Source organism: Paenibacillus sp. SAF-068 (genome assembly GCF_051967555.1).
Lineage (GTDB): Bacteria > Bacillota > Bacilli > Paenibacillales > Paenibacillaceae > Paenibacillus.
On record NZ_JBQCJX010000004.1, the window covers coordinates 303,373 to 316,166 of the forward strand.

General features: G+C 48.8%; 9 protein-coding genes and 1 other annotated feature. All 9 genes read left to right on the forward strand.

The features are described from left to right. Positions 1–75 precede the first annotated feature (75 nt). The 9 genes from hemB (at position 76) to ACTHPG_RS22635 (ending at position 12,791) form a co-directional block, all read left to right on the forward strand. A complete protein-coding gene (hemB, locus tag ACTHPG_RS22595; protein ID WP_017692601.1) occupies positions 76–1,077 on the forward strand; it encodes a porphobilinogen synthase in 1,002 nt (333 codons plus the stop codon). A 26-nt stretch (positions 1,078–1,103) separates the two neighbouring features. Beyond that, positions 1,104–2,408 (forward strand): glutamate-1-semialdehyde 2,1-aminomutase, encoded by a 1,305-nt coding sequence (gene hemL / locus ACTHPG_RS22600; protein ID WP_440391625.1) that lies wholly within the window; start codon positions 1,104–1,106, stop codon positions 2,406–2,408. Further along, the gene (locus tag ACTHPG_RS22605) at positions 2,405–3,310 is read left to right on the forward strand and encodes an RluA family pseudouridine synthase (protein WP_440391626.1); all 906 of its coding nucleotides are present in this window, start codon (positions 2,405–2,407) and stop codon (positions 3,308–3,310) included. Before hemL ends, ACTHPG_RS22605 begins: the two co-directional genes overlap by 4 nt. A 166-nt stretch (positions 3,311–3,476) precedes the next feature. Continuing rightward, the gene (locus tag ACTHPG_RS22610; RefSeq protein WP_440391627.1) at positions 3,477–5,060 is read left to right on the forward strand and encodes a LysM peptidoglycan-binding domain-containing protein; all 1,584 of its coding nucleotides are present in this window, start codon (positions 3,477–3,479) and stop codon (positions 5,058–5,060) included. A 155-nt stretch (positions 5,061–5,215) separates the two neighbouring features. After that, positions 5,216–5,497, forward strand: a binding site (T-box leader). Between the two features lie 61 nt (positions 5,498–5,558). Then, entirely contained in the window at positions 5,559–8,225 is a 2,667-nt protein-coding gene (locus ACTHPG_RS22615) for a valine--tRNA ligase (protein ID WP_440391628.1), read from the forward strand. 78 nt (positions 8,226–8,303) lie between these two features. After that, positions 8,304–9,680: a bifunctional folylpolyglutamate synthase/dihydrofolate synthase gene (locus ACTHPG_RS22620; protein ID WP_440391629.1), complete on the forward strand. Its 1,377-nt coding sequence runs from the start codon at positions 8,304–8,306 to the stop codon at positions 9,678–9,680. A 56-nt stretch (positions 9,681–9,736) separates the two neighbouring features. After that, positions 9,737–11,056 (forward strand): UDP-N-acetylmuramate--L-alanine ligase, encoded by a 1,320-nt coding sequence (gene murC, locus ACTHPG_RS22625; protein WP_440391658.1) that lies wholly within the window; start codon positions 9,737–9,739, stop codon positions 11,054–11,056. 117 nt (positions 11,057–11,173) lie between these two features. Beyond that, positions 11,174–12,403, forward strand: a complete 1,230-nt coding sequence (locus ACTHPG_RS22630; RefSeq protein WP_440391631.1) for an SPOR domain-containing protein — start codon at positions 11,174–11,176, stop codon at positions 12,401–12,403. Positions 12,404–12,548: 145 nt separating this feature from the next. Continuing rightward, positions 12,549–12,791, forward strand: a complete 243-nt coding sequence (locus tag ACTHPG_RS22635; protein ID WP_440391632.1) for a DUF4321 domain-containing protein — start codon at positions 12,549–12,551, stop codon at positions 12,789–12,791. The last annotated feature ends 3 nt before the right edge of the window (positions 12,792–12,794 follow it).

Sequence of the window (12,794 nt, forward strand, 5' to 3'; positions counted from 1 at the left end):
AGCGTGCTGAATTCGACAAGATACCAGCGCGCTTCCCTTTTTGCTCTATTTAACTATCAGGGAGGTTTAACACATATGAGTTTTCCAATTGTACGGCATCGCCGTTTACGCCAATCCACAGGTATTCGCAATATGGTCAGAGAGACCCATCTAACCGTGGATGATTTTATTCAACCAATCTATGTAACGTATGGAGAAAATGTAAAATCCGAAATTAAATCCATGCCTGGCGTATTCCGCTTCTCACTGGATCGACTTCAAGAGGAAGTAACAGAAATTGCCGAGTTGGGAATTCCGGCGGTGTTATTGTTCGGTATACCGGAGACCAAGGACAGTGTGGGTTCATCTGGCTTCGCTGAAGATGGCATCGTGCAGGAAGCGACGAGATTGATCAAATCCTGGTACCCAGAGTTGCTGGTTGTTGCAGATACTTGCCTGTGTGAATTCACGGATCACGGTCACTGCGGCATGGTACACACCGTGGAGATTGACGGTCACATCTGCGGAGATGTGTTAAATGATGAATCACTTGATCTGCTCGTGCAGACGGCAGTGTCTCAAGCCAAAGCAGGAGCGGACATCATTGCACCATCCAACATGATGGATGGATTTGTACAGGCGATCCGTGCCGGGCTGGATGAGAATGGATTCAGTCATATTCCGATCATGTCCTACTCTGTCAAATATGCGTCGGCTTTCTATGGCCCATTCCGTGAAGCAGCAGATTCAACGCCGCAATTCGGGGACCGCAAATCATATCAGATGGACCCGGCCAATGCACGTGAAGCTTTGCGTGAAGCTGAAACAGATGTGCTGGAAGGAGCGGACATGTTGATGGTAAAACCATCGCTCTCCTATCTGGATGTTATGCGCACCATCAAGGATCAATTTGATCTTCCGCTTGTCGCTTATAACGTTAGTGGCGAGTATGCCATGGTGAAGGCAGCGGCGATTCAAGGCTGGATCGATGAGAAAAAAGTCGCCATGGAAATCCTGCTCAGCATGAAACGCGCAGGTGCAGATATGATCATTACCTATTACGGAAAAGACGCTTCACGCTGGTTGGCTGAGAAATAAAATAATCGTTATTAAGGAGGATACTCATGACAGCACAACAAGGTAATCGTCGTAATGATGAGCGCTCACGTAGCGCGTTTGAGGAAGCTAAGCAGTACATACCCGGGGGGGTGAACAGCCCTGTGCGCGCATTCAAATCGGTGGGACTGACGCCGATCTATGCAGAGCGCGGCGAAGGGTCCAAGATTTACGATATTGATGGCAATGTTTTTATTGACTATGTGGGTTCGTGGGGTCCGCTCATCATGGGACATGCACACCCTGACGTAGTCGAAGCTTTGCGTGAGACAGCCCTTAAAGGAACAAGCTTTGGTGCACCTACCTTGCTGGAGACCGAGATGGCGAAGCTGGTCTGTGAGCGTGTACCTTCCATCGATATCGTGCGGATGGTTAATTCCGGTACGGAAGCAACCATGAGTGCCATTCGATTGGCACGCGGGGTAACCGGTCGCAGTAAAATTTTGAAGTTTGAAGGATCATATCATGGACATGCAGACAGCTTGCTAATCAAGGCTGGGTCGGGTGTTGCAACGCTGGGCCTGCCAGATAGTCCAGGTGTGCCTGAAGGCGTAGCTGTGAATACCATTACGGTACCGTATAACGACCTGGAGTCTGTGACGCTTGCTTTTGAACGTTATGGTGAAGAACTGGCCGCTGTTATTGTGGAACCTGTGGCGGGTAACATGGGGGTTGTACCTCCGGCTTCCGGCTTCCTTGAAGGCTTGCGCAGTCTGACAACGCAATATGGCAGCCTGCTTATTTTTGACGAAGTTATGACCGGTTTCCGCGTGGGGTTGAACTGTGCCCAAGGACGGTTTGGCGTTACACCTGACCTGACTTGTTTGGGTAAAGTGATCGGTGGCGGACTTCCGGTTGGTGCTTATGGTGGTCGTCGGGATCTGATGGAACAGATTGCCCCTTCGGGACTGATCTATCAAGCAGGTACACTAAGCGGGAATCCGCTGGCTATGGCAGCAGGATATACCACGCTCAAATTGTTAACACCAGAGGTCTATGACCGTCTGGAGACATTGTCTGCACGTCTGCAAGCCGGATTCGAGAAAAATGCAGCTGAGACGGGGGTTGCGATAACCATTAACCGTGTGGGTTCCATGGTTTGTCCATTCTTCAGTGCTGTTCCAGTAACGAATTATGATATTGCCAAAGAAAGCAATTTGGATCAATTCCGTCGTTATTTTGCCGCCATGATTGATCACGGTGTGAGTGTTGCACCTTCGCAATACGAAGGCATGTTTGTCTCTGGTGTGCACACGGAGCAGGATATTGACGATACGATCGAGGCGAATCGTAAAGCTCTTCAATCGCTATGACGCTCAAAAGTTGGAAACGCCGCGGGGAATGGCTTGAACTGATGCCCGGGAAAGCCGTCACAGGCAGTTCGGACAAACAGATGGCTGCGGAGCAATGGCTATTGTCCGAGCTTCAGTTCCCGGAGAAACTGCTCCGTCAGCTGAAAGCAAATCGAGGAATACAACTTGCAGGGGACCGGCTTCGGCTGGCCCTTTTTGCGTCCCAACCGATTGATGTTGAACCACGCTGGGCTGACGTGGATGTATTGTATGAGGATGATTTCTGTCTGGTTATGCACAAACCGGCAGGCATGAAACTGCATCCGGATGGAAGCCGTGCTGATCAGGCCATTACGCTGGATCATGCGGTTGCTTCCTATTATGAAATGAATGGAATACAGGCAAGTGTGCGTCATGTTCATCGACTGGATGAGGATACAACCGGACCTGTCCTGTATGCCAAAAATGCGTTTGCCCTCACCAAACTTGATGAAGCGATGCGTCGCAAAGAGATTGGCCGCCATTATGTTGCCATTGCAGGTGGACAAATTCCCCTTGAACTCCACAAAATTGATGCTCCCATTGGCAAGGACAGACATCACAAACAGCGCAGACGTGTCTCGGAAGGTGGTCAAGAAGCTGTTACTCATGTGGAGATCGTCGAAGTATGGGAACGAGCAACCCTTGTGCGATTGAAGCTGGATACAGGACGAACACATCAAATTCGTGTACATCTGAGTTACGCGGGACATCCGCTCATCGGTGATGAGTTGTATGGAGGAAAAGCGGATGCCATTGGTCGGCAGGCGCTTCACGGAGAAGTGCTGAAGTTTAACCACCCGTTAACTGGAGTCATGATTGAAGTGAGTGACCCTTGGCCGTCCGATTTTACACAATTGGCAGAGCGTGAAAAGGGATATTAATAATGATATAAAGCGAACTTTAATAGCTACACGCAGCAAGGTTTTTCAAAAGGTGGCATGCTCATCTCATTCAAGGCATATAGATGGGGTAACGAAGGATTTGGACCATGGATCAGTCCCATGAGAAGGATCATGGTGAACATATGCCGAAAGGAGGACGCCACCTTTGTTGAATCAACCTTATGGTTTGCGGTTCGATATTTATGAGCGCGTTCATTTGTCTGAGGGAGTCCCTGCGATTGAGGAATTGGAGGAGATTGAACTATACCCGCGCATTCAAGTCATAGGGCAGGATGATCATGCCACGTTAAGAGGGCATCTTTTACTTACAGGTGCGTACAGAGGAGAAAATGAGGCTTCAGAGGAACTCAAACATTTCATTCCCGTGGAGATCACAGTGCCGCTGAACCGGGTCAGATCAATTGAGGATATTTCCATCGAAATCGAGAATTTCGACGTGGATCTCTTATCCAATCGCAGTCTGAACATTACTGGCGTGTTGTCGCTGCGAGGCATCGAGGGCTTTCCTGTTGAAGAGCCGCAAGTGTGGTCAGCAGATGAGTTTACAGTTGTCCACTCACCTGATGCCCAGCATACCAACCGTTCCGATGAAGCAGAACAGACAGATAGCGATCCTAACACATTTGCACAAGAGTACCTGCTCCAGCGAAGTGAGGAAGAGCAACTTGCGAATGCAGCAGAACTTGCATATGGTGCACCGGAATATGCTGATCTGTCCACAGAAGAAGAAACATTAAGGAACAGTGAAGAGTGGCAGCAGGGAAATTCAAATGCATCATCGGCTGAGTCACTTCAATCTGAGGAGCAAATTGCGGAGTACGCTAACGAAAACAGACAACCTGAAGCAAACGGAGATTCCGCTTCTCTGACAGCGAATGCAGATGAATTGGCATCTCAAGAGCAATACAGCGAACCTTCTCCGATCTCGTCGTTTATGGCTGAGACCGCTGATCGGTTAGCCTCTTATCCTGAGTCGGAACCGTTGTTGCCTCTGGAAGAAGAGTCTTCGGCGTGGTCCGAGCCTTCCGTGGATGCATTGCCTGCCAACCCGAGAAATTCAGAACAAGCAGTCCAGGAGTCTAGTGCTCAATCATCTAATGAGTTGGCAGCACCGGATGTACCGGACGCACCGGATGTATGGCACTTCGAATCAGCGAGATCTGTACCTCAGCAGGAGAATCAGGAAGCTGCTGATGTTCCGGTCGAATCACAGGCGGAGAACTGGCAAGGTGTATTTGCTTCGTCCGAACCAGGCAACGCTGAGGAAGACCGACCGTCTTTTGAAGTGACTGGGGCAGACGAGTTCGTGCAGAACGAAGCATTTGTTCCTGAACCTGTGGCTGAGACGGAAGACAAGCCGGAGCTGAAGGTTGCTTTTGGAAGCAAAAAGGAATCCGCACCACGGCAAGAGGAGGGCGTAGGTATCTCTTCCTTGTTATCCTCCGGCAGAGCGGCACGCGATGCTGAAGTGGAGCGAGGCGATGAGGTTCCTGCGGGTGTGGTGCAGGAAGAAACGTATCCTCCTGATGATGTAGAATGGAAGAATCTGTTCCTGGGAACGATTGTCGACCAGACCCCATTCCGCAAAGTGAAACTGTGCATCGTCCAGCGAGAAGATACACTGGATGCCATTGCAGATCGATACCAATTAAGCACGAGGGAACTTCAGTTGTATAACCGATTGTCTGAACAAGTTGTGGAAGAAGGCCAGATATTATACATTCCTTAATTCGTAGTTAAAGCCTTCGTTAAGACCCGTGACCCCCTTGGGGATTGCGGGTTTTTGCTTGATTCGCCCTAAACCTGCATTCCAGCGCTCTTTATCCGCTGTTGCCAGGTTGACTATCGTGCACGAGCAAGGTATGATGTGTGTAGGTTTTTTGAAGAACAACGTGGAACGGGAGTAGTAGACAGTATGACCTTTCAGAGAGTGGAATCGCAACGCTGTGAGATTCCGCAGGAACCAACTGATCGAAGTCGCCCGGGAGTTGCCTGTTTGAATACAGGGGATGAATGAGATCTATCGTCATTTATTTCTGAGGTAGGATGGGCCGGTAGCAGCCGTTATCTGCTTGAAGTGTCACGTCATGAACAGAGGGTGAAGTCTATCTTGCTGTAGGCGTGAAACAAAGGTGGTACCGCGAAAGCTAACCTTTCGTCCTTTGATGGATGAAAGGTTTTTTTTGTTTTTTTTGGCGAAGATGATGAAGTAACGGAGGAATGACACATGTCTGAGGAAAAAAAATCAGCTGCAACAGAAATGCCGACCACTTACGATCCTAAGGCGGCAGAGGACAAATGGTACTCCACCTGGATGGAGCGTGGATATTTCAAAGCCGGTCAACGTAAAGATGCCGAGCCGTATACGATTGTAATTCCACCCCCGAATGTAACGGGGATGCTGCACATCGGACATGCGCTCGATTTTACACTGCAGGATATTCTGATCCGTACCAAACGGATGCAGGGTTACGACGCACTGTGGCTCCCAGGTTCCGACCATGCGGGAATTGCTACCCAAACCAAAGTGGAGCAGAAACTGCGTGAAGAAGGTCTGACTCGTTATGATCTGGGACGCGAGAAGTTTCTGGAAAAGGTATGGGACTGGAAAGATCAATATGCTACGACCATTCGTCAACAATGGGGCAAAATGGGGTTGTCACTTGACTACTCACGTGAACGTTTTACGCTGGATGAAGGTCTGTCCCAAGCGGTTCGCAAAGTATTTGTTCAGCTGTATGAAAAAGGCCTTATTTATCGAGGCAAACGCATCATTAACTGGGACCCGGTGAACCGGACAGCTCTGTCCGACATTGAGGTTGAATATAAAGAGGTTCAGGGTCACCTGTACCATCTGCGTTACCCGCTCAAAGACGGAAGTGGCTACGTTACAGTGGCAACAACGCGTCCTGAAACGATGCTGGGGGATACAGCAGTTGCTGTTCATCCGAAGGATGAGCGCTATGCAGATATGATTGGCAAAGTCCTTGTACTGCCTATCATCGGACGCGAAATTCCAATTATCGCTGATGATTACGTGGATAAAGAGTTCGGAAGTGGTGCAGTTAAAATCACGCCTGCGCATGATCCGAATGACTTTGAAGTAGGTCTTCGTCATGATCTGCCTCAAATTACGGTCATGGATGAGAGCGGCACAATGAATGCAGAGGCCGGCAAGTATCAGGGACTGGATCGCAGTGACTGCCGCAAGCAGATTGTTGCTGACTTGAAAGAGCAGGGTGTGTTGATCAACATCGAGGATCACACGCATCAGGTTGGACACAGTGAACGTACCGGGGCTGTTGTTGAACCGTATCTGTCTACCCAGTGGTTTGTTGAGATGAAGCCACTTGCAGAGCGAGCGATCAAGAAACAACAGAGCGGTGAAGGGGTTAATTTTGTTCCAGACCGTTTTGAGAAAACGTATCTGAACTGGATTGAGAACGTTCGTGACTGGTGTATTTCCCGTCAACTGTGGTGGGGACACCGAATTCCTGCCTGGTATGATGAGGAAACGGGTGAAATTATCGTATCTGCTGAAGATCCGACATTGCTGCCAGAGAATGCTGGTCGCAAGTTGAGACAGGACGAAGACGTACTCGATACCTGGTTTAGCTCCGGCTTATGGCCGTTCTCGACACTAGGCTGGCCGGAAGATACGGAAGATCTGCAACGTTATTATCCGACAAGTGTTCTTGTGACAGGGTATGACATCATATATTTCTGGGTTGCACGTATGATTTTCACTGCATTGGAATTTACGGATGAGATTCCGTTCAAAGATGTACTGATGCATGGTCTTGTTCGTGATGCGGATGGACGCAAAATGTCCAAATCACTGGGCAACGGTGTAGATCCGCTGGATGTGATTGAGAAGTACGGCGCAGATGCGATGCGTTACATGATTTCGACCAGCAGCACGCCAGGTCAGGATTTGCGTTTCCGTTGGGAACGGGTGGAGCAGGCACGTAACTTTGCCAACAAGATCTGGAATGCTTCGCGCTTTGCATTGATGAATTTGGAAGGATTCACTTATGAAGAACGGGACATTAGCGGAGAGCTTGGTACAGCGGATTATTGGATTTTGCACCGTCTGAACGAAACTTCCCGCGATATTACGCGTCTAATCGAAGCGTATGAATTTGGGGAAACGGGTCGTGTACTGTATAACTTTATCTGGGATGACCTGTGTGACTGGTACATTGAGTTTGCCAAGCTGTCCTTCTATGGGGAAGATCCGGTTGCCAAGAAGAAAACACAATCCGTGCTGGCTTATGTGCTGGATCAGACGATGCGCCTGATTCATCCGTTTATGCCATACATCTCCGAAGAGATCTGGCAGCATCTGCCTCATGAAGGTGAGACCATTACGCTGGCAGCGTGGCCGGTATATGATCCTGCTCTTGAGAATCCGGAGGCTGTTGCCGAGATGAACCTGCTCATGGATACCATTCGTGCAGTTCGAAACATTCGTGCAGAAGTGAACGTACCGATGAGCAAAAAGATCGAGTTGATGGTCAAAGCAAATAGTGCTGAGACGTCCAGCATCATTGCGCGTAACAGTCACTACATCAAACGTTTCTGTAATACATCCGAGTTCGATAGTGGGCTTGATTTGAACTCACCGGATAAGGCAATGACTGCGATCATTACGGGGGCAGAACTATACTTGCCACTCGCAGGTCTTATTGATATCGAGCAGGAAGTGGCTCGCTTGGAGAAAGAGTTGCAGAACCTTGAGGGCGAAGTTCTCCGTGTGGAGAAAAAGCTGGCGAATGAAGGCTTTGTTGCCAAAGCTCCTGCCAAAGTAATTGAGGAAGAACGCGCCAAACAAGCAGATTATTCCGACAAACGGGATAAAGTGATTGCACGAATCAATGAACTAAAAGGTTAATATATTTGGGTCGGATGGAGAGCCATTATGCCATCCGGCCGCTTTTTTCACTCAAACTCGGGACCGAAGGTGAATCAGATGACGGAATTAGACGGGACAGACGCAGCAGCTCCTTTACTTACGTATAACGAGGCCGTGGAATGGATCAATGGCCTTATTCCTTTTGGCATACGACCTGGATTGGAACGAATCGAGAGTCTAATGTCCATGTTAGGCAATCCACACCAACGTCTCAAATTTATTCATGTCGCGGGAACGAACGGCAAAGGTTCGACTTGCGCTTTTTTGACGTCAGTGCTTCTTCAGGCTGGATATGATGTGGGTACCTTTACGTCGCCTTATATCACCAAGTTTACAAACCGTTTTCAATACAACGGTGAGGATATTCCTGAAGAAATCCTGCTTAAGCTCTCGAATCGATTACATCCACTGGTCATTGAAATGGCCTCCACTCCGCTGGGATCACCCACTATGTTTGAGGTGTCCACGGCTCTTGCGCTTCTGTACTATGCAGAGGAGTGTTACCCTGACGTTGTGGTATGGGAGACGGGGCTAGGGGGAAGGATGGACGTAACGAATATTGTCGCACCTGTTGTGTCCGTCATCACCAACATTGGTATGGATCATACGGATGTGCTTGGAGATTCGATTGAACAGATTGCTGGAGAAAAGGCAGGTATAATCAAGCCGGGAGTACCCGTTGTAACTTGCGCGACTCAGCCCGAAGCTGTGAAGGTGATTCAGGAGAAAGCACAGCAGCTTCAATCAAGCGTGTATTTGGCTGGAGACCAATTCTCTTATCATAGACTGGACAGCAATGAGAACGGACAATCTTTTCATTTTACAGGCCCGTTTCGTGATCTGGACGTTCGCATACGCATGCAGGGCTCACATCAATGTGACAATGCAGCGGCTGCACTTATGGTGCTTGAATTGCTTAGACAATACATGGCATTTATGCTGGATGACAACGATATCGCACTTGGACTGGAGAATGCTTTCTGGGCAGGAAGATTCGAAAAAGTCGTCGATGAACCTCGAATTGTGCTCGATGGAGCACATAATCCGGAAGGTGCAGAGTCACTGGCCAAGAGCATTACGGATGTCTATCCTCACAACAAGTTAATTTTGATGATGGGTATGTTGGCAAATAAGCATCACGAAGCGTATTTGCAGCATATACTGCCACTAGTGGATACGCTGATCCTGACCGAGCCAGATTTCCGACGCAAAATGGATGCAGCCGAATTGCTGCAGATTGTCGAACGGGTACGTCCCGCCATTGCGAAGCAGGAACTGGAAATCATCGTCGAGCCCGAATGGGCAAAGGCACTTGATCTATTGAAGTCACGGACGGAAGCGGAAGATCTGGGGGTGGTCTCCGGCACACTGTACCTGATTGCGGATGTGCGGGCAGCCCTTTTGCATCAAACCGATTCTGAAAAAGGTTGGTGAAAGTTTTGTTAAATACATCGGAACACGTTCATTTTATAGGGATTGGCGGATATGGCATGAGTGCCATCGCAAGAGTTATGCTGGAAATGGGATACACCGTTACCGGATCGGATGTCGCTTCACAGGAGTTGACCGAGAAGTTGGCAGCCAAGGGAGCGAAAATATATATCGGACATACGGCAGAGCACGTTACTGGAGCTGACCTGGTTGTCTACTCTACGGCAGCGCCTGCTGATAATGTGGAACGGGTAGCCGCAGCTGAGCTGAATATTCCGATTCTGCATCGTTCCCAGATGCTTGCACGTTTGTTGAACGAACGTAAAGGTGTGGCAGTGGCTGGAGCTCACGGGAAAACAACCACCTCATCCATGATTGCACTTGTTATGGAGAAATGTGATACGGACCCGACATATATCATTGGCGGAGAAATCATGAATGTGGGAACCAACGCCAAGGCAGGCCAGGGTGACTGGGTAGTCGCTGAGGCGGACGAGAGTGATGGATCATTTTTACAGTACCACCCATGGCTCGGAATTGTAACGAATATTGAGGCAGATCATCTGGAAAATTACAACAGTGATTTTGAGGAGCTTAAAAAGGCTTATGTGCAGTTTCTGAGCCAGATTCGTCCGGAAGGAACAGCCATTGTGTGTTCTGACGACGAAAATGTTCAAGCGATTTTGCCAGCACTCAAGTCACGGATTACAACCTATGGTATTGATCGTGCTGCAGATTATACTGCAACCGATATTGTGCTGGGGGATCGTCGTATCTCCTTTACGATGAATCATCAGGATACTGCTATGGGCACGGTTGAATTATCAGTGCCGGGTAAGCATAACGTTTATAATGCGATGGCTACTGTGATTACCTGTCTGGAAGCAGGCATTCCATTTGAGAAGATTGTGGAGGCTATCATCCAGTTCCACGGAGCCAAACGCAGATTCCAGGTATTGGGTGAGGCACGTGATATGCTGATCATTGATGATTATGCTCATCACCCGACTGAGATTGAAGCTACCATTAGTGCAGCCAAAGCAACAGGCAAACGCATTATTGCGGTATTCCAGCCACAGCGTTATACGCGTACGTTCTTCCTGCTGGATGCGTTCAGTCGTGCTTTTGCGGAGGCAGATGAAGTGCTTATTACGGATATCTATTCTCCTGCTGGCGAAAAACAGATCGAAGGGGTAACCTCAGCCAGACTGGTTGAACTCATCGTTCAAAACAGTAATGCTTCTGCTCGTTACCTTCCTACGAAAGAAGAAGTGGTAGCTGACCTGCAGCATCGTCTGCAGCCAGGAGATCTTGTGATTACAATGGGTGCAGGTGATATCTGGAAAGTTGGCGATACACTCGCCAAAGGTTTGAAATAAGTCAATTGAGAAAACGCCTGTCTTCAATACGAAGCAGGCGTTTTTTTACTTTATATGGAATGTTTACTGCCTTCTCTGCATATAGCTGATATAAATGGGACAAAGGAGAGGGTACGGGTGAGCAATGCTAGAATGACGTTTCGCTTCGGGGATCATGAGTCGGACAAGCCTGAAAACAAGAGGATATCCGCGTCCAGTCCATTGGTGACGTTAAGTGAAGAATTACCGCAGCATCAACCGCTAACGCCAAAACAGATAGATACAACCCCGTCATGGACACCTGAGGATATCCCCGGAGACTGGGGAGAGACGGTGCTGACAAGCTCTACTGTACCTGAACCTGACGAGCGGGTGAGTCATGATTCGAACTTGAACTTGGATGAGCCCCATTATTCCGGGAACCGTTCCGGCTATGGTTATGTTAATCACGCTGACGATCCGGAGGCAGAGCGTCGTGATTTGTCCAATATCCATGATGATCAAGGCCACGACTGGCTTGCAGATTCCGAGAACTATTCCTATAAACGCAACCGCCCTCCAAGGGGATGGAAAATGATTGGTTCTGTCACCGGGGCACTTGTTACCGGAGCACTTTTTGGCATGGTTATTCTTTCATTTTTCAATAAAGAAGGAGTCGCCAAACCAGACGATATTCTGCCTGTCAATCAGGCAGTTTCCACTGTGACTGGTCAGGAGGGTACTGCAGGTGCAGAGCAGCAGCTTCAGACAACGGGTACTGGCAGCACGTATTATGCACTTCAATACGGTGTATTCAGTTCTCCTGAACGAGCGGAGCAGGCCAAGCTTGAGCTGGCTCAGGCAGGTATAGCCGCAGGGTCTGATCCTGAAGACGGCAATCGAGTATATGCAGGCATTTCGGCTGATCGTGAAGAGGCCAAGCTACTTAGCTCCAGACTAAAATCCCAGGGAGTCGAACTGTATGTCAAGGAGATCGTGAACCCGGAGATCAATCCGGCTATATTCGGTGGCAAGCAAGAGGATGTGCAGCTTTTCTTCACAAACAGTTCTGCACTGGTCGAACAATTGTCTACCTTGTCCATTCAGCAGTTGGGACAATCCGCACCGACAGCAGTCTCTACTGAAACGATGACCGCGATTCAGAATAAGCACCAGTCATGGTTAACCGGTCTGAATAGCCTCTCACCCGGCCTGACTGCGGAGGTACAACCTATTGTTGGTGGTATGGAGAAATCAATGAACAGTGCAATTACGGCTATTGCAGAGTACAACAAGAACCCGGATGATGTGCACATGTGGTCCGTGCAGTCCGATCTGATGGAATATGTTCTACAGCAGAAAAAATGGCTCGAAGCGATTAAGCAGTAACACACACTTTCCCATAACAACGCTTGGAAAGACCCTTCCGGCAAGGAACTGGAAATAGTTCCCCTTGCCGGATTTGTGTTTGTATTGACGTACAAAACCCCGTATAATAATGTGGGTGTCAAAAAATGGCGAGGGAAGATTACCGATGAAAAAAAACTTCGGCATGTTATTGCTGTTTCTGCTGCTCGGCTGGATGGCCGGAGCGTGGATCGCCAAGGCACTGCAGCCTGTTAAGGCAGTAGCCTTTCTTACGAAAGCCACGACCATACGTTGGTCGCCACAGGCTGATATGGATATTATCAGTTATGATATTTCACTTCAATTTCAAATGAGCCTCCTGAGTCTGATCGGTATAATTGCCGCTGTGTGGCTTTATCGCAGACTGTAGGAG